Origin of the sequence: Streptomyces yangpuensis, assembly GCF_001005295.1 — a bacterium.
Classification (GTDB): Bacteria; Actinomycetota; Actinomycetes; order Streptomycetales; family Streptomycetaceae; genus Streptomyces; species Streptomyces yangpuensis.
On the sequence record NZ_LBMK01000012.1, the window covers coordinates 14,916 to 38,553 of the forward strand.

At 70.9% G+C, this 23,638-nt stretch carries 22 protein-coding genes and 1 pseudogene; 7 read left to right on the forward strand and 16 right to left on the reverse strand.

What is annotated here, in order from left to right; translation table 11 throughout:
* Positions 1-30 precede the first annotated feature (30 nt).
* The 11 genes from AAT21_RS34845 to AAT21_RS33930 form a co-directional block, all read right to left on the reverse strand.
* Positions 31-591 (reverse strand): hypothetical protein, encoded by a 561-nt coding sequence (locus AAT21_RS34845; protein WP_052758106.1) that lies wholly within the window; start codon positions 589-591, stop codon positions 31-33.
* A 214-nt stretch (positions 592-805) separates the two neighbouring features.
* Entirely contained in the window at positions 806-3,196 is a 2,391-nt protein-coding gene (locus tag AAT21_RS33885) for a hypothetical protein (RefSeq protein ID WP_046780834.1), read from the reverse strand.
* An 89-nt stretch (positions 3,197-3,285) separates the two neighbouring features.
* Positions 3,286-3,627 carry a hypothetical protein gene (locus AAT21_RS33890; RefSeq protein WP_046780835.1) on the reverse strand — a complete coding sequence of 114 codons (342 nt, stop codon included), beginning with the start codon at positions 3,625-3,627 and terminating at the stop codon, positions 3,286-3,288.
* An 11-nt stretch (positions 3,628-3,638) separates the two neighbouring features.
* Positions 3,639-3,920 carry a hypothetical protein gene (locus tag AAT21_RS33895; RefSeq protein WP_046780836.1) on the reverse strand — a complete coding sequence of 94 codons (282 nt, stop codon included), beginning with the start codon at positions 3,918-3,920 and terminating at the stop codon, positions 3,639-3,641.
* 20 nt (positions 3,921-3,940) lie between these two features.
* Entirely contained in the window at positions 3,941-4,141 is a 201-nt protein-coding gene (locus AAT21_RS33900; RefSeq protein ID WP_046780837.1) for a hypothetical protein, read from the reverse strand.
* Positions 4,138-4,524: a hypothetical protein gene (locus AAT21_RS33905; RefSeq protein WP_046780838.1), complete on the reverse strand. Its 387-nt coding sequence runs from the start codon at positions 4,522-4,524 to the stop codon at positions 4,138-4,140. Before AAT21_RS33905 ends, AAT21_RS33900 begins: the two co-directional genes overlap by 4 nt.
* 84 nt (positions 4,525-4,608) lie before the next feature.
* Complete coding sequence (locus AAT21_RS33910; RefSeq protein ID WP_046780839.1) at positions 4,609-6,009, reverse strand: hypothetical protein; 1,401 nt, start codon at positions 6,007-6,009, stop codon at positions 4,609-4,611.
* Entirely contained in the window at positions 6,006-6,662 is a 657-nt protein-coding gene (locus tag AAT21_RS33915; RefSeq protein WP_046780840.1) for a hypothetical protein, read from the reverse strand. The genes AAT21_RS33910 and AAT21_RS33915 overlap by 4 nt, the downstream gene beginning before the upstream one ends.
* Positions 6,659-6,832 (reverse strand): hypothetical protein, encoded by a 174-nt coding sequence (locus AAT21_RS33920; protein WP_157879835.1) that lies wholly within the window; start codon positions 6,830-6,832, stop codon positions 6,659-6,661. The genes AAT21_RS33915 and AAT21_RS33920 overlap by 4 nt, the downstream gene beginning before the upstream one ends.
* Before the next feature lie 11 nt (positions 6,833-6,843).
* Complete coding sequence (locus AAT21_RS33925; RefSeq protein ID WP_157879836.1) at positions 6,844-7,140, reverse strand: hypothetical protein; 297 nt, start codon at positions 7,138-7,140, stop codon at positions 6,844-6,846.
* Entirely contained in the window at positions 7,137-7,499 is a 363-nt protein-coding gene (locus AAT21_RS33930; protein ID WP_046780843.1) for a hypothetical protein, read from the reverse strand. Before AAT21_RS33930 ends, AAT21_RS33925 begins: the two co-directional genes overlap by 4 nt.
* 480 nt (positions 7,500-7,979) lie before the next feature.
* Here AAT21_RS33930 and AAT21_RS33935 point away from each other — a divergent pair, with 480 nt between their 5' ends.
* The 7 genes and pseudogenes from AAT21_RS33935 (at position 7,980) to AAT21_RS33965 (ending at position 17,338) form a co-directional block, all read left to right on the forward strand.
* Positions 7,980-8,852 carry a hypothetical protein gene (locus AAT21_RS33935; protein ID WP_046780844.1) on the forward strand — a complete coding sequence of 291 codons (873 nt, stop codon included), beginning with the start codon at positions 7,980-7,982 and terminating at the stop codon, positions 8,850-8,852.
* A 1-nt stretch (position 8,853) separates the two neighbouring features.
* Positions 8,854-9,717: a hypothetical protein gene (locus AAT21_RS33940; RefSeq protein ID WP_046780845.1), complete on the forward strand. Its 864-nt coding sequence runs from the start codon at positions 8,854-8,856 to the stop codon at positions 9,715-9,717.
* 844 nt (positions 9,718-10,561) lie between these two features.
* Positions 10,562-11,614 carry a hypothetical protein gene (locus AAT21_RS34850; protein WP_052758107.1) on the forward strand — a complete coding sequence of 351 codons (1,053 nt, stop codon included), beginning with the start codon at positions 10,562-10,564 and terminating at the stop codon, positions 11,612-11,614.
* A 139-nt stretch (positions 11,615-11,753) separates the two neighbouring features.
* A pseudogene (dnaB, locus tag AAT21_RS33950) lies at positions 11,754-13,079 on the forward strand (replicative DNA helicase); the annotation flags it as partial.
* Positions 13,080-13,179: 100 nt separating this feature from the next.
* Positions 13,180-13,773, forward strand: a complete 594-nt coding sequence (locus AAT21_RS33955) for a hypothetical protein (protein WP_046780847.1) — start codon at positions 13,180-13,182, stop codon at positions 13,771-13,773.
* A gap of 1,093 nt (positions 13,774-14,866) precedes the next feature.
* Positions 14,867-16,267: a competence protein CoiA family protein gene (locus tag AAT21_RS34855; protein ID WP_052758108.1), complete on the forward strand. Its 1,401-nt coding sequence runs from the start codon at positions 14,867-14,869 to the stop codon at positions 16,265-16,267.
* A gap of 96 nt (positions 16,268-16,363) precedes the next feature.
* On the forward strand, positions 16,364-17,338 hold the full coding sequence (locus AAT21_RS33965) for a tyrosine-type recombinase/integrase (RefSeq protein ID WP_046780848.1): 975 nt from the start codon (positions 16,364-16,366) through the stop codon (positions 17,336-17,338).
* Between the two features lie 134 nt (positions 17,339-17,472).
* Here AAT21_RS33965 and AAT21_RS33970 read toward each other — a convergent pair whose 3' ends face one another.
* From AAT21_RS33970 to AAT21_RS33990, 5 genes are all read right to left on the reverse strand, one after another.
* On the reverse strand, positions 17,473-17,967 hold the full coding sequence (locus AAT21_RS33970) for a hypothetical protein (protein ID WP_235439318.1): 495 nt from the start codon (positions 17,965-17,967) through the stop codon (positions 17,473-17,475).
* Positions 17,968-18,128: 161 nt separating this feature from the next.
* Complete coding sequence (locus tag AAT21_RS33975) at positions 18,129-18,557, reverse strand: hypothetical protein (RefSeq protein WP_046780850.1); 429 nt, start codon at positions 18,555-18,557, stop codon at positions 18,129-18,131.
* 129 nt (positions 18,558-18,686) lie between these two features.
* Positions 18,687-21,743 carry a Tn3 family transposase gene (locus tag AAT21_RS33980; RefSeq protein ID WP_046780851.1) on the reverse strand — a complete coding sequence of 1,019 codons (3,057 nt, stop codon included), beginning with the start codon at positions 21,741-21,743 and terminating at the stop codon, positions 18,687-18,689.
* A 323-nt stretch (positions 21,744-22,066) separates the two neighbouring features.
* Entirely contained in the window at positions 22,067-22,948 is an 882-nt protein-coding gene (locus tag AAT21_RS33985; RefSeq protein ID WP_046780852.1) for a hypothetical protein, read from the reverse strand.
* Positions 22,949-23,409: 461 nt separating this feature from the next.
* Positions 23,410-23,598 carry a hypothetical protein gene (locus AAT21_RS33990; protein ID WP_046780853.1) on the reverse strand — a complete coding sequence of 63 codons (189 nt, stop codon included), beginning with the start codon at positions 23,596-23,598 and terminating at the stop codon, positions 23,410-23,412.
* Between the last annotated feature and the right edge of the window lie 40 nt (positions 23,599-23,638).

Consider the following 23,638-nt stretch of genomic DNA (forward strand, 5'->3'; position numbering starts at 1 on the left):
CCGGGGAAGGCCGTCGGGTCAGAGCGGGGGCTAGTCCTCCTTCCACGTGCCGCGCACGATGCCCTCGAACGTGCCGGTGCGCGGGGCGCGGTTCTTGCTCTTGGGGAGGAACAGGTAGGCAAGGCCGAGGACCAGGGCGATCGAGCCGAGCACCTTGGCGGCGGTGACGATGGCGGCCCACACCCCGGCGGCGGCCGCGGTGAGGCCGGCGCCGATGGCGTGCCCGTAGATCACGGCGAGGGCGGTGGTCGACGCGGTGGCGACGAGGACGCAGTAGGTCTTGAGGGCGCGGGTCGAGTAGGCCCATGCGGGGATCCGGCCGGGCTTGGGGAAGGTGGCGTCGGGCAGGGCGGCCGGGGCCGGTTCGGCGGGGGTGGCGGTGGCGGCCTGGGGGATGAACTCGCGGACGGTGGTGCCGTCGGGGCGGACGGTCTCGACGAGGCGGAAGCCGGGCGGGATGGCGGGCGCGGCCGGGGCGGGGCGGACGGTCGGGCCGGCGGTGAACGCCTCGGCGAGCAGGGCGTCGGCGAGGCCGCGCTCGGCGGCGCCGAGGACGGTGGCGGCGGTGGTCTGCTCGGGGGTGCTGGTCATGACGGGCCCCTTTCGGGCGTGATCGCTTTGCGGTGGTTTGGGTGGGGTGACAGGCCCCCTGACTGGCGGCATTCGCGCAGGTCAGGGGCTTGCCGGACCCCCTGACGGGCAGTGGTGACCTCATGCCGGGTCAGGGGGTCCGGGGGGTGCGTAGTCGGGGGCGGCAGGCCCCTGACCTGCGCGGTTGCCGCATGTCAGGGGGTCTGTCAGCCGGTCAATTCGGGTTATTCCGGGCGGCGTTGCGGGCGGCCTCGACGTCGGCCCGCAGGTAGCCGGTGGGCCGCTTCCCGTCCGGCATGCGCACCTGCTTGGACTCCAGCGCGGCCGGGGTGCCGGCGAGTGCCTCCTCGATCTCGGCGGCGAGCTGCTTGCCGACGCGGGCCTCGTAGGCGGGGCGCTCCTCGCCGTCGCCCTGCCCCCAGCGGTCGGCGTCGTAGTCGGCGAGGTGCTTGCGCACGTCCGCCATGGCGACCCTGTCGGCGCCTTCGGGGAACGCGCCGAGCAGCAGGTCGAGGATGGGTGCGGCGATGACGGCGGCCGCGGGCCTGCCGGGCCGTCCCGACCCGTTGGGGCCGCCGGCCGCCGAGGTCTCCCCGGTGGCCCTGATGAGCCATTCCTCGACCTGGTCGGCGAACTGGCCGGGGGCCCGGCCCTCGGCGGCGCGCAGCGCGTATCCGGCGGCGATGATCGGCTCGGCGCCGTCGTAGTGCTCGTCCTCGATGAAGCACGAGCGGATGAGTTCACCGTCCGCGCCGTCGATATCGACGATGGCCGCGCCCCGGAGTTCCTGGGGAATGTCGTGGGCGCGCAGTCCGGCGCCGGTCGCGCCGTCGGCGAGGATCGCATTCGTCTGGACTGCCGAACGGGTCCTCGTCGCCACCCGGGCGTTGCTGTTGTTCTTGAACTTGCGGGGGATGGTCCCGGCGTCCGGGTCCTGGGTGGTGAGCATGACGGTGATGTTCAGCGCGGCGGCGAAACCGGCGAGCTCCTCGACCTGCTCGGCGATCCGGTCGCCCGCCTTCATCGCCTTCTCCGGGTCGCCGGGGCGGGGGACGAGTTCGGTGGCGGTGATGTACTGCGCGAATTCGTCGATGATGGCGAGTTCGAGGGGGAATTCGGCGAGGTCCTTCTCGCTGAATTTGGCCCGCCGCTGCCGGGCGAGGACGTCCTCTCGCCGGTACGCCTCGGCGAGCAGGGCGTCGAGCAGGGCAACCAGGCGGCGGGGGTTGCGGCCGAAGAACGTGGCGCACACGGAGCTGTATCCCATGTGCTCGCCGGGCTTGGCGCCCGCAGCAAGACGAATGTTGACGCGGGGATCGAGGCCGAGACCGCAGATCAGGTTCCGCAGCAGCATGCCCTTGCCGGTGCGGGAGGCGCCCCCGAGCAGCACCATGACGTGCGCCAGCTTGAGGTAGACCGGCTCGCCGCGCCGGTTGAAGCCGATCAAGATGCCCTTGCCCCATGCGTCCTGGCGCACCGGCTCGTCAACCAGCGGGGAGACGAACGGGGTGCCGAACGGGTTGGCCGAGGCCATCCATACGACGACCTGCGCGGAGTGCTCGCCGTCGCGGATGTCGAGCCACTCGGGCCGGATGCGGAACGCCTGGGCGAGCTTGTCCTTCTTGGCGACCAGGGCGGCGAGGCTGCACTCGTCGGGGAGTTCGACGGTCATCTCGACGGCGCTGATGGCGACGGCGCGCGGCAGGCCGACGAGGTGAATCTCGCTGGTCTCCTTGATCAGCCCCATGCGCTTGAGAGCCGACTCGAACGAGTCCTTGCCGAGCGGGGCATCGGCGGCCAGGGTCGCCGGTTCGAAGTGCACCACCGGGGTGAGGTCGGGGTGCCGGCGCGCGTGCTCGCGCTGCCCGTACGCCATGAGGGCCGCCATGGCGGGCAGCAGGATCACGCCCGCCATGATCAGGCCCCACACCTGGGCGACGGCCAGGAGCGCGGCGACGTACGAGGTGGCTCCGGCGGCGCCCAGGACGGGCAGGGTCTCGTGACGGCGGGCCTTGCCCTCGGCGCGCTTCTCGGCCTTCAACGCCCTTACCCAGTCGTTGCCGGACGCCTCGCCGATCTTCCGGGCCTTGGCGGCCTTGGCCTTGGCGATGTCGTCGGCGTAGGAGTCGGCGGCCGTGAAGTGCCCGACGAGGTTGCCGGTGCCGTAGCGGATGCCGTACCACCCGGCCTTGAACAGGCGCCCGAGGTAGAGGTGCGAGCGCCGGGTGTGGTGGGCGGCGGCGTGCTCGATCGCCCGGCGGCGGGCGAGGCGGGCCTCGGCGGAGATGAGCAGCTCGGGCACCCAGTCCTGCCACGCGGTGCGGGGGCGGGGGACCTTGACCGGGGCTGGGGCGCCGGCGCCCGGGTCCTGGTCGAGCTGCTCGATCACCAGGCCCTCGTCTCCGAGGGTGCCCGCGGGGTGCGTGTGCTGCGGGTAGCTGACGGTCCCGGTGGTCATGTCGGCGTATCCGGCGGGGGTGCCGCGTACGGCGGCGCGGGCGTCGGCGGCGAGGCGGTCGAGCTCGTCGGCGTCCATGAACGCCGTCAGGTCCAGGGGCTGCTCGTCGTCGCCCTGGTGGGCGTGACCGGAGGTGTGCTCGGTCATGATGGGGGCGGTCCTTTCTCAGCAGGGTTGGGGCCAGGGGCCCGGTCGGGGTGTCGTCCCAGCCGGGCCCTTCGCATGTCCGGGCACGGCTACGTGTGGCGCTCGAGTTCGTCGAGGGCGAGGTGCAGGCGGGCGCGGGCGGTGTGGGCGGAGCAGCCGACCGCGGTGCCGTCGTCGAGGGATTCGCGGGCCTGCTCGGCCGCTTCGAGGGCGCGCTCCAGGTGCGGGCGGCGCGGGGGTCCGCCGTCGGGGAGGACGGCGGCGAGGTCGAGGTAGACGAGGCCGAGGTCGGCGGCGCACTTGGCGAGGGAGGGCCAGTGCTCGGCGGCGTTGGCGTCGGCGAGGGCGGCGAGCCGGTGCGCGGTGGCGAGGAAGTTCTCGCCGGTCCCGGCGGCCGGGGTGCCGGCGCCGGGGGTCGAGGCGGTGTGCATGGGTGGCGCTCCTACATGTCCTTGGCCTTGGCGGCGGCCTCGTCGGCCTTGGCCTTGAGCTCGGCGGCCTTGGCCTTGGCGCGGGCCTTGGCGGCCTTGTTCGCCTTGCCGAGGCCCTTGGCGATGGGGCCGGCGAACAGGACGACGAGGAACCCGCCCCCGGCAACGAGGGTGGTCTCGACGGCCGACCAGTCGTTCCCGTACGGGCCGGTGATGCCGAGGTAGGTGCCGACGGGCGCGGCGAGGATGACGGTGCGGGGGATGCGGGTGGCGGTGTTGGCGGTCTCGCTCACTGCGGGGTTCTCCTCGGGGGTCAGGGGCGGGCGGTGGTGGCGCGCTGCCATGCGGCCGTGGCGGCGGCGATCCGGACGGTGGCGGCGGCGAGGTCGGCCTCGGTGCGGTCGGGGTTCTCGATGAGGGCGAGGGCCTGGGCGTGGAGTCGGTCACCGAGCCGGTTCCATCCCTCCTGCGAGGCGGGCGAGCTGTCGGCGCCGATGTGGGCGAGCGGGATCATGCGGCGGACTCCTTGGGTGTGCGGGTCTTGGCGGGCTTGGGGACGACGTAGGGGGTGGCGTCGAACATGCCGAGCTGCGCGTCGGCGAGCTGCTCGGCGGCCTGGGCGGCGCGGGCGGCCTTGGCCTTGTTCGCGCGGCGGGTGGAGCAGGGGCGGCACATCACGACGAGCTGCGAGTCGCGCAGCCCGACGGCCTCGTGCAGCGGGAGGTGAGGGTCGCGGGGGACGACGACGAGGGGGGCTCGCCAGTCGCCGGACTCGTAGCAGCGGTCCCCGGTGGTGGGGTGTGTCTTGCCGCAGCCGTACGGCTCGTCGGCGTCGCACTGGCAGTGCTGTCCGGCACGGTCGACGAGGGTGCGGAACCGGATCGGGGTCATGGCCATGAGGGATCTCCTCAAGAGGCGGGGGCCGATGGTTCGGGGCGGGGTGCCGGCGCATCGGCCGGGCACCCCGCCGGGGTGGTGCGGTCAGGTCAGGGAGCCGACCGACGCGGCCCATTCAGCCTGCACGGTGTCGCGCAGCAGACCGGCCGTCGCGGTGCGGCAGGTGACCCGCTTGCGGATGTTCCCCGTCGACAGGAGAGCGGCGTCGCCGAGCTCTGCGGCGAGCTCGCGCACGAGGTCGAGTTGCTCCTCGGTGAAGGTGTCGTCGGCGCCTCCGTCGAGGCCGTAGAGCCCTTTACCCGCCTGGGCAAGGAGCTCTTCGGGGTCTTCGCCGAGCAGGCCCTCGCGGGCGGCCTTGACGCGGGCCGCAGCGGCGCGGGCGAGGGCCTCGGTGTCGGCGGTCTCGCCCGGCTTGTCGGTGCCGTGCACGACCTTCCACGCGGCCGCCCAGATCCGGGTGTCGACGACCGCCGCGCCCTGTGCGGAGCGCATCATCTCGGCGACCGCCCACACGTCGGGGTGGTGCTGCTGGCGGTCGGTGTCCTGCCGGGTCTGCTCGGCGACCTTGGCCTCGTCGGCGGCCTTCCGCTCGGCGGCCCGCTGTTCCTCGCCGAGCCGCTTCTCTTCGGCCTTGCGGGCGGCCTCGGCCTGCTCGGCCTTGGCGCGCTTCTCGGCGTCGCGGCGCTCCCGGAACGAGGGGATGCCGTCGCGCTTCTGGGCGAGGCCGTGCTCGTACGCCATGAGGACGCACGGCCCGGCGAGGGAGGCGATGCCGCCGATGATCCCGGCGTTCAAGCCGATCGTCTCGTCGGTCAGCCCGTGCCACAGGTTGATACCGGCGGCGATCATCGCGGCGATGACGATGCCGATCCGGAACGGCAGGACGTCGCGGCGGGTCGCGACGGCCCACGCGGCCCCGGCGGCGAGGGCCAGGGCGAGCCCCTCCAGCAGGATCGGCGCGGACACCATGAACTTCCGCTCGGGGTCCCAGAACGCGAGGAACTGGATCGGGGCGGCGAGCGCCATGCCGGCGGCGTAGATCCCGCGCGCCGCCCACTTCCATGTGGTTTCGCTGCGCTGCTCCTCGGCGACGCGGTCGGCCTCGGCCTGCTCTTGGTCGGCGGCGGCCTTGTCGGTGCGGGCCTTTTCGGCGTCGGCCTTGGCCTTGGCGGCCTGCTGCTCGGCGATCCTCCGCTCGTGCGCGGCCTCGTCCTGCTCCAGCTTCATCGCCGCGCGCCGGTTGGCGATGCGCTGCTTCTCGGCGTCGGCTTCGGCGGCGGCGCGCAGCGCGTCGCCCTCGGCCTGGGCCTTGATCTCCCGCACCTTGGCCTCGGAACGGGCCCTGATCTCGGCGGCCTTGGCGTTGGCCTGGGCGGTCACGTACGAGGAGAGGCCGGGGTCGGTGTCGGGCTCGGTGCCCGCCGGGTCGGCGAGCTGCTCGTCGGCGAGATCGTCGAAGGGCTTCTCCAGCGAGACGGCGGTCACGGGGTGATCTCCTTACGGGTCGTGCTGCCCGCGGCCGGGGTGCTGGCGGGCGGGGTGAAGGGGAGGGACTTGCCGGACCGGACGGTGCCGGTCATGAACTGGGCGCGCTGCTCGGCGCGGACGGCGCCCAGGTTCGCGGCGACGTAGAGCAGGGCGAGGGCGGCCTCGGCGCCCGCGAGCCGCTCCTCGGCGCGCTCGGCGCGGGCCTCGGCGGCTTCGGAGTAGACGACTTCGGTCTCCCAATGGGCGAACCAGCGGGCGGCGTCGTCCTCGCCGGGGTCCTCGTGGGGGAGGAGGCGGCCGGGCTGCTCGGGGTCGTAGAACGTGACGAGCAGCCGGTTCGGGCGGGTCCGGCCGAGGCGGGCGAGCCGGGCGGTGGTGCGGTCGGTGCCGGTGCACAGCCGGTCGGCCGCCCAGTCCACGGCGTCACCGATCCGGTTGAGGCCGGCCAGGACGAGCACGGCGAGGCAGGCGTACGCGGCGAGGACTACCTCGACGGCGGCGAGCCCGGTACGAAGGGCCCGGCGGGCGAGGGTGCGTTCGGCGGCCTGCCGGTCGGCGTCCTGGGCGGCGAGGTAGCCGTCGAACAGTTCGGGGGTCCAGTCGGCGACCGGGCCGGGGTGGGCGAACCGGAAGTCGGCGGTGGCGGTCATGCGGGTGCTCCCTCGGGGGTCGGGTCGGCCTGGGCGTCGAGCCGGGCCCGGTGGGCGCGGCGGCGGTTCTGGGCGGCGAGGAGCTGCGCGCACCGGCCCTCGTCGTGGGCGCGGTTGCGGGTGGTGCGGGCGACGGTGAGGGTCTCGGGGTCGAGGAGCGTCTCGATCACGCACGGCCGGGTCATGTGGTCACCGGCCCGGCTCGTCCTGCGGACCAGCGGACGGCGCCCCGGTAGACGAGGCGGAGCAGCAGCCATCCGGCGATCACCACGGCGGCCGCCTTGAGGAGCGCGGCCACGGCGGTGACCACGGCCATGGCGGCGGCGACGAGGACGACCCCGGCGCCGTAGCCGACGGCCAAGAGCACGGCGACCAGGACGACGAGAGCGGCGGGGTGGAGCCGGTCGGCCCGCTCGATCAGGCGGCGGGCGAGGTCGCGGCCGCCGTCCAGGGCCCGGCGCAGGGTGTCGGCGTTCATGCCGCCCACCCCGTCGCGAAGTAGTCGTCGGCCTCGCCGTAGATGTCGGCGTCGGAGACGGGGAGGATGCCGGAGCGGCCCTCCGGCTCGGGGCCGAGGTCGTCGTCCTCGCGCTCCATGTCCTCGATCAGACCGCCGATCAGGTCCAAGGTGACGACGCTGATGAGACCGGCGTCGGTCATGTCGACCAGGGCGCACAGGCGGGTGTACTCGAGCTCGTCTTCGGCGCCGGCGGGGCCGCGGACCAGGTCGACGTCGATCCCGAGGACCGCCGACAGCCCGATCCGGTCGATCGCGAAGAGGCGGGACTCGGCCGCCGGCTGCTGCGCGGCGGGGTGGATGTAGGAGATGCTGTCCATCGGTTCAACTCCTGGGTTGAGGGGTTGTCCGTGCAGCGGCCCCGCCCCAGGTGTTCGAGCACCAGGGGGTTCACGGGGCCGCTCCCCGTTGGCGGGGAAGGGCGTAGCTGGTGGCCTGATGGCCACAGCCGCGGCACCCCCGTAAGGGCGAGCGCCGGACTGAAGACATAGGGCCTGAGCTTGTGTTTCTTCGCCTTGTCACTCTGTGGAGTTCTTCTCGGTACACCAGCTCGGTACAGCTCCGAGGCGGTCCGGTGTCGCCGTTTTCGGCATGGAGGTGCCATGCGCAACCGCATGGTTCTGAGCGGCTGCACTAGGCGAGAAGTGCTTTGACGTGCAGGTATAGCCCGCTCAACCGATTGGGTTAAGCCCGCTTAACCTGGCGACATCGAAACCATAGGACGACCCCGCCGACGCGTCAAGCACCTTGAACAGTTACGGTTAAGTGCGCTAAACAAGACCCTACGAAGGGAGGCACGAATGGATCAGGAACAGCTTGATGCGGCTCTCGATGCCGCGTTGTCCCAGCTCAAGGAACTGACCGACCCTCTTGAGCGGGCCAAGTCCGCCCACAGCCTTACTGGCCGGGTGCAGGACTACGGCAACGAGCTCCAGGCCGTCCGCAACGAAGCCATGAACGCAGCCCTGCGTACGGGCAACCTGAACAGCACCGAGTTGGCGGCGGAACTCGGCATCAGCAAGGCGCGTGTAAGCCAGCTGGCCAAGGGCTCTCCCCCCGAACGCCTCTTCCTCGGTTCCGGCACGGTCATCGTGGCCTTGGCCGAGAAGCTGGAGGATGGCAAGGAGAAAGCCGTCCAGGGCCCGGTGATCGCGACGCCGGACGTCCAGACCTACGGGAAGCTGAGCGAGCTGGCCGAGGAAGTCGGCCTCGCCTGCACGCTTGAGCCGATCCCGGTGGGGGGCAACGTCCGCCTCAACCGAAACAATCTCGTCGTCATCTGCGGCCCTCGGCTGTCTCCGCTCCTGGAGCAGATCCTCGAAGGCGACCCCCATCTGCGGTTCGCCAAGGACGCCGAGGGCTGGCACCTGATCGACCGGACCGGCGGGAAGACCTATCGCTCGCCGATGGACAGCGGGGAGAACCGCGACATCGCCTACTTCGGCCGGCTGCCGCGCCCCGACGGCCAGGGGACGTTCCTCTACGTGGCAGGGATCCACGCCATCGGCTCCGGCGGTGTCGTCCACTGGCTGACCCAGGAACTGGCCAACGTGCACAGCGAACTGAGGGCGAAGCGGTTCTCTACGCTGATCTCGAGCCGCTTCGACCCGAAGACGGGGGAGATCCTCGAGAGCGAGCGCATCACGCCCTTCTACCGCCCAGAAGGGGCCTGACATGCAGATCACCACGGCGTCAGCCAAGGGTGTGGGGGACGAGAACGAGGACGGCGTCTTCACTGGCCCCAGCGGTGTCGTGGTGCTTGATGGGCTGTCCGCGCCGAAGGACTTGCCGATGGCGTGCCTCCACGGCACGCCATGGCTCGTCCGACAGCTCGGTACGCGGCTGCTCGCGCTGATGGGGGATGACGAGCAGCCGCTCGCCGAGGTACTCCGGACGGCAATCAAGGACGTCAACTCGATGCACTGCGACACGTGCGCGCTCGACCAGGAGGCAGTCCCGGCTGCCACCGTGGTCATGCTGCGCCAGCGCCAGGACGTCATCGACTACCTCGTCCTGTCGGACTCCGTGCTGGTGCTGGACACGGCAGGGACAGTCCAAGCCGTGGCGGACACCAGCGTCGAGGACGTCGCGGGGAAGGAAATGGCCGCAGCGTTGGCCGGCCCCGCGGGCACTCCCGAACGGGCTGCCCGAGTTTCCGAACTCGTTGCCGTCCAGCGCAGCCTGCGGAACAGCCCCGACGGGTACTGGGTCGCTTCTACCAATCCCGCAGCTGCGGACCACGCCATCACCGGCAGTGTCCCGGCCGTCGGGCTCCGCCGGGCCGCGCTGTTGTCGGATGGCGCCAGCCGCCTCGCCGACACCTTCCATCAGTTGTCCTGGGAGGAGCTGCTCGACGTGCTGGAGGGGGCGGGGCCGGCCGCGCTCATCTCCAAGACCCGGTCCGCCGAGGCGTCCGACGCGGATGGCACCCGCTGGGCCAGGTTCAAGGTGAGCGACGACGCGACGGCGGCGTACGTCACGTTCGACGACGCCCGACACACCCAGGGTTCGCCCACTGACCACGATCAGGTCGGCTGAGGAGGATGATGGGCCCGCAAAACGCGAACAGGCCCGCCGCGATGCGGGGGGCCTGCCGGTCGCGGAGCCGGTTGTGGAAGGTCGGCGCCCGCGTCCAAGCACCTGTCGAGGAGGTGCCTGCGATGGCAGCAGGCTACGCGTACCCGTATGCGGTCACGCGCACGTTGGGCCCGGCGACACGCCGCCAGCCCGCCCTGCGGGACGCCCACGCAAGTTCTCGCCCGGCAGACGGGACAGAGGCGCCAAAGCGCCTTTCGGCAAGTTGCAACGGGTTGACGACCACGCATGATCGCGGTCGGGCCTGCTTCTACAACGGACTTCCCGGTCAGCCCAACCGGAGATCGGACTCGACGATGGACCCGTAAACGGGCGATGGCCGCCCCTGCGTCAACAGGAAGCGGCCATCTCATACCCCACGACTCGAAACCCCGGCCCTAGCAAGCCACAGAACCCCGAGTCGTACGTCGGCGGTAACGCCGGGCACCCAAGCACGAGGCCCGGTTACCACCGCCCAGGATAGCGAGCAATCTCAGGAATGCGCAGCACCACCTGAGGTCTGACCTCGCTGTCTGGGTGATCCCACCGACGTACGGCTCCTACCCCGAACGGGAGCCGAACACCTGATGCACCGCCCCCTCCGGCCCGCCTCCGCGGAGCCCGCGACGGTAACCGTCGCCGCCGCGTACGAAGGCGCCGTGATGACTACGAACTACACCCTGAGTCGCCCGCTGACCTGCTCTAGGCGGGGTGTCCGCTTTGGCGCATACAACGGCCCCGGGACTACGATCCGCGTACTCCCCAGCACCTTCACCAGCTCCTCCGCGGCCGCGCCGGCGGTGGCCCGATGACCGCCAACGGCTTCATCCGTCGCGGCCCGATGGCCGCCGATGTCTTTGAGCAGCAGTTCACCCGCATCCACAACGCCGTCTTCCGCGACCGCCGGATGTCCTACAAGGCCAAGGGCATCTTCGGCCTCATCAGCACCCACCGGGACGGCTTCGGTCTGTCCATCGAGTCCCTGACCTCGTTCAGCACGGACGGCGTCAGCGCGGTGCGCACGGGCCTGAACGAGCTGGAGAAGTTCGGCTACCTCCAGCGGGACCAGCAGCGCCTCGACGGCCCGACAGCCGACAACCCGAACGCCAAGAAGGGCTCCTTCGGCGCGGTCGAGTACTTCATCACCGACATGCCGGACGGGCTGGTGATCAGCATCCCGGCCCCGGCCCCGGCCCCGGAGGAAAACCCCAGCTCAGACCCGTCATGCGAAAACCGCACGACGGAGGGGCCGAAGGAAAACCGCAGCTCAGACCCGTCATGCGATTTTCCGCACGCGGATGAACCGCATGCGGAGGATCACCGACGTAAGAAGAACAATCCCCAGAAGAACATCTCTCTCTCTGGCTTGCCATCGTCACCGGGACCCCAGGAGTCCACCCCGGTCGGGACGCAGACGAGAGAGACGGCTGCGCCGGAAGACAACCCTGCTCCGGCTACTGCCGAGGTGCCCGCGCCCCGCAGCGGCCAGGCCGCGGAGGAGCAGCCTGCGGAGCTGCTGGAGATGCTGCGCGGCCTGCCCGGCCGGATGCACCGCGACGACGCGGCAGACCTGCTGCCACTGGCCGCTGAGGCCTTGGCGGCGGGCTGGACGGTGCCCCGGCTGCGTGACCACCTGTCGCGTCGGTGCGACCCGGATCGCGTCTTCAACGTGGCGGCGATCTACCGGATGCAGCTCAAGAAGCTCCCGTCGGCCCCGGCCGGTGCGGGCGCTCACCCGGCGGCGGCCGCGCCGGCGTGCTCGAAGTGCAACGGGTCCGGCCTGGCCGAGGATCCGGAGACCTTCCTGCCGATCGGCCCGTGCGAGTGCCGCAAGGCCCCGGCGCTCGCCGCCGCGTCCTGACTGCCTGGCCTTCCCCGAACGACAGCAGCGGCCGGAAACCTTGCCCGGCCCGGCCGCCGCCCGATCTCGTGAACGGAGATCCACAATGAGCGTAGCCACTTCCCCCGCCCACTCCCGCGAGGACCTCGACCCGCGCGACTTCGAGCGCATCCCGCCCCAGGACCTGGAGGCGGAGCAGTCCGTCCTCGGCGGCATGCTGCTGTCGAAGGACGCCATCGGCGATGTCGCCGAGATCCTGCAGGGCTCGGACTTCTACCGGCCGGCGCACGAGACCGTGTACCGGGCGATCCTCGAGGTCCACGGTAAGGGCGAGCCCGCCGACCCGATCACGGTCGCGGCGTACCTGACCACCACCGGGGACCTGGCCAAGATCGGCGGGGCGTCCTACCTGCACACCCTGGTCCAGCAGGTGCCCACGGCGGCGAACGCCGAGTACTACGCCGAGATCGTCTACGACGCCGCCGTCGCCAGGAACCTGGTCGTGGCGGGCACGGCCATCGCCGCCAGCGGGTACGCACGCGACGGCGACACCGACGAGCTGGTCGAGCGGGCACAGGAGCGGCTGTACGGCGTGGTCCGCCACCGCGGCGACGAGTCGCTGATGGACGCCTCGGAGGGCATGGACGACACCTTCGACGACATCGAGGCCGCCGGGAAGCGCAAGAAGGGCGAACTCACCGGCGTGCCGACCGGCTTCACCGACCTCGACAGCCTCACCCTCGGCCTGCAGGCCGGCCAGCTCATCCTGATCGCCGGGCGCCCGGCCATGGGCAAGTCCACCCTCGGCCTGGACATCGCCCGGGCGGCCAGCCTCAAGCACCACTTGACCAGCGCGTTCTTCTCTCTGGAGATGAGCCGCAAGGAACTCCACATGCGGCTGCTGTCCGCCGAGGGGTCCGTCGGGCTGCACCACATCCGCTCCGGCCAGCTCGACGACGCCGCCTGGAACCGGATGGCCAAGGCCAAAGCACGGGTCGACGCCGGGAACCTGCTCCTGGACGACTCCCCCGAGCTGACCGCCATGTCGATCCGCACCAAGGCCCGCCGGCTCAAGCAGCGCGGCAAGCTCGACTTGGTCGTCATCGACTACCTCCAGCTGCTCCAGTACGGCGGCGGCCGCCGACCGGAGTCCCGCCAGCAAGAGGTCTCCGACATCTCCCGCCAGCTCAAGCTGATGGCCAAGGAGCTGGAGGTCCCGGTCATCGCGCTCTCGCAGCTCAACCGCGGGCCCGAGCAGCGCACCGACAAGAAGCCGCAGGTCTCCGACCTGCGCGAGTCCGGATCACTGGAGCAGGACGCCGACGTGGTGATCCTCCTGCACCGCGAGGACCAGTACGAGAAGGAATCGCCCCGCGCGGGTGAGGCCGACCTGATCGTCGGCAAGCACCGCAACGGGCCGACAGCCGTCATCACGACCGCCTTCCAGGGCCACTACAGCCGTTTCGTGGACATGGCCCAGACCTGAGACACACCTCAAATAGCTCACACGAGCGGATTCGGATCATCCTGACGTCGCCTTTCGGGGCGCCTCAGGATGGTCTTCAACCATCGACGGAGAGGCTCAGATGACCATCGCCGAGACGACCGGCCGCCCGGTGCGGACGGCAAGCGAGCAGATCCTCAAGGCAGGCAGCGAGGTGCGCTCCCGCGCCGATCTCATGAAGTACCTCGAAGACCTATCGACGGCAGCGTCCGCCATCCAGCACGGTCTGCGCAGCGCGGCCTGGCTCGGCCTGCTCAGCTCCGAGGGGACTTCACCGGAGCGGCCGCTGGCCAAGGACATCGACGAGCAGCTGACGTCTAGCGCGGCGATCGATGCCGGCCGAACCCTGGACGACGTGGCCTTCGGCAAGTCCATCCTGGACACCCTGAACCTGGCGCGCCTCCTCGGCGACCTGGCCAGTACCACGTGGACCGTGGGCACCGTGGGGAACACCCATGCCGGAGTCGAGGAAGCGCGCGCTGCGTACGACGCTGACCAGGCTGAGATCCACAAGGAGCTCATGCACGGCATCGGCCGCGCGATCGGGGACACCGTGCCAGAGGAAGCGCTCGACGAAGTGGAAACGGCCCTCAAGGCCGAGCTGAAGATCATCGAGCAGCGCCGGGAGGACGCCAAGGCCGCGCGGTTGGCCCGGGCGGCCGACTTCCCGACCTGAGCCCGCGACACTGTCCGCTCCGCCTGCCACGGTGACCTTCGTAGTCACACACCGGCTTCGCCCCCGGCACATCCGTGCCGGGGGCGCTGTCGTTTCCGGCACGGTCCTCAGCCACAGAAGGTGCGCCCCACTTGGCGTGCACGCGGTCCCAGTCTGCAGGGGCCTCGCCGCAGTCCCACCCGCCCTAGCCACGCTTTCTCTCCTGGTGGCCAGCCCCGTACGGGCTGCGGTCGAAGGCCGGCGGGCGCCGCCCCCGACGTGGACCGGCTTGCGGTGGTCACCATGAGGGTGATGGGCCGCCGATACCCCCACCGGCCCGCCGCCTATTAACAGGCCGCTGCTCCTCCCGGCTACCGGTGGTGGGTACGGCCCGCGCCGTACCCACCACCCCCGCTCGGGGTACCTCAGCCCGCCATTCGACCCGAAACGATCTTGACCCCCTCGCGTAGCAGGCCAGGGTTGTGACCCGAGCCGGGGATGGCGGACGGTCGGAGAACCGGACGGTCATACTCCGGACAGAACCGGCGAGCCGCAAGCGCAAGGGCCTGTTAATAGTCCAGAGGAGGGGGGCGCGGCCGCGTCACCCATTCGGGTGACGCGGCCGCGCAGTGGGGCGTCCCTGAGGAAGTCCGTGCAGGTCAGAACATAGAGAGGAGCCCTTCCGGGCACGACCCTCAAGGCCCCATCGGCTTCGCCGATGAACACAGACGCCCTTCGGGCGGCGACTACAGGAGCAAGGCGGCGCGTCCCTGAGCGGGCCTGTGCGGCTCTCCGGCGCTGATCGGCACTCCCCGGCGCCGAGGCGGAGATTGGCGCTCCCGGCCTCCACCACGCCCCGTATCGGGCCCGTTCCGCATGATCCTGCGGCCCGCCCAGTGCTGGTGTCGGTGCAGGTCAGGCCTTGCTTTGGGATAGAACATCCGTATATGTGATGTTCAGTCTCTGAACGCGCCCGCCTAAGCCGCGCCTAAGCCCCTTCGCCGTAGCCATGGTTCCGACACGGGGTGGGCACCGATGCGAGGGGCGGATTCCGGCGCAACCATGGCCCTATCACGCGGTCGTGGGGACGGCCGCCCAGGGGAAGGGGTAGCCCATGGTGTTCGTCGGGACCCACGCCGAGTGGGGGCGTGTCGACGTCACGTTGCCGGACCTCGGATGCGGCCAGGACCGGACCGCGATTCACCGGCCGAAGGACGGGCCGGCCCCGCTGGTCTGCCGTGACCCGGCATGCGGGTGGGCGCTGCACCTGGTGCACGTCACCCACGGCGGCCGGGATCTCTGGTACCTGCGGCACGCGGACGGCGCCCCGCACTGCCCGACGGCCGGGGAGTCGATGGCGCATCACCTGTTGAAGCTGAACCTGGCCCTGGCCGTCCGTGACGCCGGCGGGGAGGCCGAGCTGGAGGCGTTCGCGCCGGACGGGTCCTGGCGGGCGGACGTCCTGGCGACGATGCCGGACGGCCGCTTAGTGGCGCTGGAGGCGCAGGTGTCCGCCATCGCGGTGGAGGACGTCGAGCAGCGCACCGCCCGGTACTCGGCGGCCGGGGTGGAGGTCTGTTGGTTCACGGACCGGAAGACCGTGCCGTGGCTCGGCGCCGTGCTGGCGGTCCGAGTGGCCCGGGCCGAGGAGGACGGCCCGCTCCTGGTCGTCGCCGGGGCGGCCCGATTCGTACCGGAGTGGTGCGTCCAGCGGCCGTTGTGCGAACGCGTCCCAGGAGCGCTTCCGTGCGGTGGACACGGTCGGTGGATGGACGTCGCCGAGCTGGCGCTGGAGCAGTTCGTGGCGGCCCTGGTCGCGAACACGGTGCGCCCGTACCGGCTTCGGGTCGGGGAACCGGTGCTCCGGTGGATCGCCCGGCGGTACTTCGAGTGGGAGGCCGAGCAGCTGGCGGCGTCCGAGGCGCACCGGCGGGCGGCCGAGCGGGCCGCGGCCGTCGAGCGGCGGCGGGGGCAGGACCAGGCCGATCACATGGCGCGTATCCGGGAGCTGGAGGCCCGCCAGGCCAGCCTTCGCCGCCCGGTCCGAGCGTGGGTGTGCCAGGAGACCGGGGATCCTGCCGCCGCCGTCCGTACGGGGAAGGACCCGGAACCCGCGTTCGCCATGGGGTTGCCGGTGACGGTGCACGGCGAGCTGTACGGGGTGATCTGCCCGGTGGCCAGCCGTCTGCCTGCACTGCGGCGAGAGCTGGAGGGGCTGGTGTTCTTCGCCGCGACGGAGCGGGAGGCAGCCCGTATCTCGGGGCAGGCCGCGCCGGGGCAACGAGTCGTCGTCCTGGAGGCCGAGGCGTCCGAGGTCCCCGAGCAGCGCGCCAGCGGCGGGGTCACCGTGACGCCGGTAGGCCGGGGCCCGGGCCACATCAACGTTCGGGACATGGTCCGGATCAGGGGTCTGAGGAACATCGGTGCCAGATCGTGCGCTAAGCCCTCGTCGGCCCTGGTGGGCGGCTGGCGGGCCGTCGGCAACGGGGCCGGTCTGAAGTCGTCCCCCAGATAACACCCCAATATCTGCGGTAGCTTGATCCGTCACCTGCGGTGATGTTCTCCGGCGGCTGCACGAAGCGGCCCTGTTATCTGCGGCAAGGGGAAAACGGTGCCCATGCTCGTTCAGCTGCCGACCGGGAAGGCGTTGACCGTCCGGACGGCGGCCGACCTGTTCCTCGACTCGCTCGGCAATCCGAACACCGTCCGGAACTACGGCATCGCCGTCGGGAAAACCGCCGAGCGCCTCGGCGAGGGCCGGCCGCTCGCCTCGGTGGAGGATGCCGAGATCGGTGAGGCGCTGGAGCTGCTGTGGGGCCGCTCGGCGGTGAACACGTGGAATGCCCGCCGCGGCGCCGTGCTGTCCTGGACGGGCTGGTGCTCCGAGCGCGGTTACGAGGGCCCGACGGTCCCGGCCTGGGCGAAGCGGCTGGCGGTGCCGGACTCTGAGACCCCGGCCCGCTCGAAGATGGCCGTCGACCGGCTGATCGCCCGGCGCGAGGTGCACCTGCGGGAGAAGACGCTGTGGCGGATGCTCTACGAGACGTCCGGGCGGGCGGAGGAGATCCTCGGCGTGAACATCGAGGACCTGGACTTCGCCGGGCGCCGCTGCCCGGTGAAGGCGAAGGGCGCCCGGACCAAGGCCCGCCGCCGCGGGCAGGTCCGCGAGGACTACGTGCTGGAGACGGTGTACTGGGACGCCGGCACCGCCCGGCTCCTGCCCCGCCTGCTGAAGGGCCGCATGCGCGGGCCGGTGTTCGTCACCCACCGCCGCCCGGGGCCCGGGAAGGTCGTCAGCCCGCGCGACGTCTGTCCGGACACCGGGTTCGCCCGGCTGTCGTACGGGCAGGCCCGGGCCCTTCTGGATGAGCACACGGCCGTACGCGGCCCCGGAACGGGCTGGGATCTGCACGAGTACCGCCATTCCTCCCTGACCCACCTCGGAGAGCAGGGCGCCTCCCTGCTGATGCTGATGGCGAAGTCGAGGCACAAGAAGCCGGAGAACGTCCGGCGCTACTTCAAACCGTCCCCGGAGGCGATTGCCGAGCTCACCAGCCTGCTCGCACCGGGAGGCGTTGCGCGCTAAGCCTGCCTAATGGCGGGCCCTTGTGCGTGCTCTGCTGTTGCAGACAGCTGGGGCGGAGGAACGGACCGAGGCCCGTCGCGTCGTGCGGCGGGCCTCAGCGGATTCCGAGGTGTGGCGGCGTGCGAGCTCAGCTGCTACTCAGCCGTCGGCTCGACGTAGGTGCTGTCGAACCAGTCGAGGAACTCGCGGACGGTGCCGATCTTGGCAACCCGGGCGTGCAGCGCCTTCTGGTCGTGCCCGGCCAGGAACCAGCCGCCAGCGACCGGTTCGCCACAGCCGCACCCGCACAGGCGGGTGTCATGCGGCGAGTCGAAGTAGGTGATCGGGTTCCGGGCCGACTCCACAGGGGTGTCCTCGCCCACGTAGGCGTCGTAGACCGCGTGACCCGCCTTGAGGAACCGGCCCTCGATCGCCTTGCGGCCCCCGGACACCGGGACCAGCTTGTCGATCTCGATGGCCATGCGCACCTTCCCGCCGTGCGACAGCAGCGCGTACTGCTCCTTCTCCGCCCGCTCCCCCAGGACCCAGCAGCCCCGGTTGGCCTGGAAGAGCGCTTCGTCGCTCATGCTCTCGTGCCAGCCGACGTAGCCACGCCCCAGCTGGTCCTCCTGCGGCTCAACAGGGCGCATGGCGCCGAGAGTAATGTGGATCATGATCCGCCCCCAATAGATGGATACCCAAGGACTCTTGTCCTGGTGTCTATTGGCATACTGCCAGGAAAAGCCGGATACCTTCAACCCCTTGGATGCAAGGCTTTCGATTAAGGGCTACCGGGTGAGGGGGCTCTCAACTACACCGTGGCCTTTCGGCACTCCTGCTGGATCGTACGGAGAAGGCCGGCCGGATCCAGCTGACCAGCCTGGGCACGGGCGTCATCACGTTGCTCCTGGGACAGGGTGGAATCTTCGCTGGTGGAGGCGTGCTTGAACATCTCCTGCACATCGCTCAAGGCGTTGGACAGTCGGTCCCATCGAGGGTCCAGCCGGGCGGCGAGGGCGGCTTCGTCGGCGACAGGACCGATGTCACGGGCGTACCCGGCCAGCTCTTCGGAGGTCTGCGGCGTGGCCGAGTCTGAGGATTCCGTGTCCCCCGTGTCACCGTCATATCCGAAGTCACGGCAGGCGTTCACGGCGTGCTCGCGGGCCTCGCCGACTCCGGGCTGCCCGCAGGCAACCAGCAGGCCACCCAGGGCCAGGACGATTATGACGGAACGCTTCATGACCCCCACCTGCGGTGCAGTACACCCTGTGCTGCACCGCCACGAGGGTACCTACCGCTCCGCACGCAGCACACGGGGGCGGAACGACCGACTGCAGAGCTGCTTGCGAGCGACCGACGGCTGCCCGTCCTACTCGTCGTCTGCGGCGTGCTTGTCGCGCAGGGGCCGCAGGCCGCCGGGGAGGTCGGGGAGCTGGAAGGAGTACCGGCCGAGCATGTTGACGTGGTGCCGGACGAACGGGGAGAGGCGCGCGACGTCCTCGTCCCGGACCTCGAAGCCGTCGGCGCGGAGCTCGGTGACGGCGGCGTCCATGTACCGGGTGTTGAAGAGGACCAGGGCGTTGAGGACGAGGCCGAGGGCGCCAATCTGGTCCTCCATGCCGTCCTGGTAGCGCTGGTAGAGCTGCCCCGCGCGGCCGTGGAAGATCTTCCGGGCGAGCGCGTGCCGGCCTTCTTGGAGGTTGGCCTGCACCTTGATCTGGCGGCGGTAGCCGGGCTCGTCGGCCAGGCGCAGGATGTGCAGGGTCTTCGCGATCCGCCCATAGTGCGCGATCGCGTCGCCGAGCGGGGTCGGACGCCCGTCGCGCGACAGCATCCGGATCACGTCGTAGGCGCGGACGGCGCCGGTGTGAATGGAGCCGATGATCCGCAGGATGTCCTCCCAGTGCCGCTCGATCCGGGCCAGGTCGACCCGGCCGCGGGCCGCGTCCTGGAAGGCGCCGTAGTCGGCCGTGCGGTCGATGCGCCACATCTTCTGGTCCGGCAGGTCCGCCAGCTGCGGCGCGTACGCGAACCCGGCGAGGGTGAGCAGGCCGAAGACGATGTCGGAGTACGAGGCGGTGTCAGTGACGATCATCTCCGGACGGCGGCCGCCGTCGCGGTCGTAGAGAACGTCCAGCACGTACAAGGAGTCGCGTGGAGTGCCGGCCACGACCTTCCCGCCGAGCCCGGCGGCTTGGTCGTTGATCATGTTGAGCCAGGTGGCGCCGCCCCGGCGGCCGAAGTACTTCGGGTTCGGCCGCGCGTACACGCTCGGCACCGGGACGACGAACCGCATCCCGTCCACCGAGGCCACGAGCCCGCCGCCCCACGCCTGCGCGAGGCCGATGGACGCCTGGTGCTCGATCAGGGTCGCGTTCGCGGCCCGGTACGTTGCGAGCCGCAGATAGGTCTGGTCGACGTGGGAGAGCCGCCCGTACTTCAGCGCGTCCGCCCCGCCGATCACGGGGGTGTAGCCGACGTTGCAGCCGTGGGCGACAAGCAGCGCGGCGATCGTGACGTGCAGGTCCCTCAGGCGGGCCTCGCCGCCCGTGACCGACGTGAACGCCTGGTCGGCGCCGGTCCAGGAGAAGACCTCCAGCAGCACCTCCGGCAGGTCCACGCGGGGCAGCATCGCGTTCACCGCGGCCCGCAGATCGAGCAGGGAGGCCGGTTCGGGCTCCGGCTCCAGCGCGGCGAAGTGCAGCCGGCCGTCGTCGTCGAAGACGATCTGCGCGTTGTCCGGCAGCCGCCCGGCGACCTCCCGGTACGTGCCGTCCAGCAGCGCCGCCCGCGCGGCCAGGTGCTCACCCGCTTCCCCGGGCAGTCCGAGCGAGGCCAGCACGGTCGGCCTGGCCTGCTCCCACGCCTCACCGGCCAGCAGCTTCGCCCGCGGGTCGCCCCACTTGGAGGAGTTCTTCGCGAACACCTGCTTGCTTCGCAGCATCCGGTGCAGCTGCTCCAGGACGCAGAAGGTGTACGCCTTCCAGTCCACCGTGCCCGGCTCCAGGTGGGGTGCCGAGAGCACCAGGCGCCGCCACGAGCCGACCAGCAGGCCGGTGTCGATCTCGGCCGGGCCGACCTTCTTGCGACCCATGAGGTCCGGCAGCGACTTGAGCGCGTCCAGCACGGCCTCGCCCTCGGGAGTAGCACCGAAGTCGACGACCGCGACCAGGAGCTTGAGGAACGGCCGGACGGTGCCGAACCGGCTGACCAGCATGGACCGCCACGCCTCGTCCGCATCGGAGTCCAGCGGCGGAGTCAGCTCGAACAGCGCGGCAATCGCGGCGGCCAGCTCGTGCCGGGGCACCACCGCCTCGATCCGCTCCCACATCGCCTCGAACGACTCCACCGCCGGGCCGGTGACCTCCCCGGTGTCGGTGTCGACCAGCTCGCTCGTGGTATCGAACACGACCTGAAACGCGGTCGCCAGCTTCGCCGACGCCCGTTCCACCCGCGGCAGCGTCTTCATCTTCTCCTTGACGGTCTCGCGCTCGGCCTTGGCCAGCAGCTTCGTCGCGATCAGCACCTCCAAGAGGTCGAGCGCGTCGTCGACGGCCCGGGTCGTCAGGTAGACCGTCGTGGCCAGCAGCGTCGCCAGCCGGCGGGAATTGCCGTGCCGGCGCAGCAGCGACGCCTTGCCGTCCACGCCGTACCGGGACAGCTCTGCCAGCCGCCGGGGCGGGATCGCCGACGTGTCCAGGTCCCCCATGCCGAGGGCGGCGATCTCCTCCGCGCGCTTCAGCGCCGCCTTCATCTGAGGGCCGGACACCCGCACCGGCCCGCGACGCAGCCGGTCCAGCTCCGAGACCCGCTCGCCGGGCGGCACGGTCAGCAGCGAATCCAGCACCGCCCGCTGACCGACGCTCAGCAGCCCGTACAGCGTGTCCCACAACCGCTGGTTCGCAGCCTCCCGCACCGTGCCCACCAGCCGGGCCAGACGGCTCGCTCCCGGCAGCAGCACCCGCCCCTCGCGCAGCCAGCCCGCCGCCGCGTCGAACAACGCCTTCGGCCCGTCCCCGGTCGTCCACGCCCGCGCGTCCAGCCAGACCACCAGCTCGTCGCGGACCTCGGCGAAGTCCCGCCAGCCTCCGGACTCCTGAATCTCCCCGGCATGTGTACGGGCCGTACCGTCTCGCTCGCCGTAAAGCTTCAGGCACGAGGCGTCCGCGATCTCCAACTGCTCGGCCAGGTACTCGGCCACCTCCGCCGGCACCTGCCGCGGGTCCGGCATGAACCGGCCCAGGAACCGCACGCTCGTGAGCTGGACCGCGAACCCGAGCCGGTTGTGGGCCCGGCGCTTGGCCTGCACCGCCTCCCGGTCCGCGTCGTCCAGGAAGAAGTACCTCTCCAGCTCCGCCCGCGAGGGCACCTCGTGAAACGACCCATACCGGGCCGCCTGCTCGTCCGTCAGGAACTCGACCGCCACAACAGCTCTCCGAAGATCGACAACAACGACCCTCGAAGGCTCCGACGCTCAATCACACCAGGTCAAAGCCCCAACCAGCCCGGAGAACCCTTAGCGCACGATCTGACACCGATGTTCCTCAGACCCCGATCATGACGGGCGTCGACAGGGTGTGAGCGCCAGGCGGCCCCGCCACCCTCGGACTGGCGGGGCCGATATCACCGGGAGGAACCTTCCGCGCAGAGGTTCGGGTTACGGCTCGCTGATCCGGCGCTGGCCCGGTTGAGCCCGTGCTGGAGGTCACCTCGCCAGCCGCCGTGCTCGGCGTCACCTGCTCGACGGTTTCAGTCGTTGACGCCGAGGATGGCGCGGGCCTGTTCGATGAGGTCGTTCATCGCCTGGTAGTGCCCGTCCCTGTGGCGGGCCAGCGCGGGGCGGAGGGGTTCGTAGTAGCAGTCGACCAGGAGAACGACCTGCTCATGCTCGGGCAGCTGGGGGACCTGGCGCAGCGCCTCCTCCGCCAGGGCGTGTAGCTCCAGGGCGTTGGGGGCGTCCGCGACGGCGGCGGTGCGGAAGGTCTCCAGCGCCGCGACAGCGCGGTAGAGGGGCGTGGCGTCGCCCTCGTGGGGTTCCAGCCTCTGCAGGTGGGTCATGGCGCGGTTGGACTCGGCGCGTTCGTGGGCGAAGTCGCTCAGGTTCCGCGTCGTCGTGGCGAGTTCCTTGACGGCAGGGAGCAGGCTGGTGGGGGCGCACAGTTCGACGGTTCCACGGGCCTGGATGAACGCCTCGTGGAGAGCGTTCGTGGTGGCGGCGTCTCCCGGCTCGCGGTACTGGCGGTCGAGGGCGCGCACGAGCTCGCGGGTGGCGCGGAGCAGGTCGGCTATCGCGGTGGTGCGATGGTCACGCACGGCGGCGGCGTGGGCGGCGGCGGCCGCACGGTCGCTCTGCTCGCGGACCGCCTGGAGGGTGGCGGCGGCCGCCGTTTCGGCGGCTTCCTTGGCGGCCTTGGCCTGGGCGAGTCCGCCCTTGGCCTGGATGTGCGATCCGAGCCAGGTGCCGCCGAACGCGGCCGCGACGGTAAGGAGGGCGAGGAGGATCGTGGAGTGGTCTTTCAGGAACTCGATCACGCCCGATCCTCCCGTGGGGAGGAGGGCTCGGGACAGCCCTTCGCCGCGGGCGGCGAAGTGGAGGGCCCCCTTGCCCGCCGTGGAACCCTCGCCGGTCAAGGAGTTGCCCTCCTCTCAGGCTTGCCCAGGGTGGTCCGTCAGCTGCGGGGCCCCTCCCCCAGCGGCCGGCGCGGGGACGAGGCGGGGGTTGCCGACGCCCGGGCTGACGGCCGGAGCTCGTCCTGGGCGGCCCGCTCTGCGGCGGTCCGCCGGGGGGCCACCGTCGGCTCCTGGTCGGTGACGGCGGAGACCGGTCCGTGCCCGAGCGGGCGGCGCATAATTGTCACCGCCGAAGTCTCACAAACCGGCGAACACTGCTGATCAGCGGTAGCAGGTCGCCGTACGGGTCCACGAATCCTTGACACATAAGAGTGTGTACTAAGGTGGGGGTGCTATAGCTCAGGCTGTAGAAACGACAACGGCTCCCCTTCGCCTGTTAACGCTGAGGAGCCGCTGCACGGAGTGGGTACACCCACAACCAGTGCCCCTTGGTGTCTCACCACCAGGGGGCGCAGTGCGTTCTACAGGCTGTTCAGGTACTCGAACAGCCACTTCCCCCCGTCGATGATCCATCCGGAGATGTCATCGGCGAAGACGACCAAGATGAGGTCGAGGGGAGAACGCTCGTTGCGGTGTGCACCTCGGCATCCCGGCTGCTCGCCCTTCCCGAGGGGGTCGGACTGCTCACCGTTCTGCTCGATGTGCGCCATGTTCAGTTGTCCTCTCATCCGCTGACGCCGTGCGCGCCCG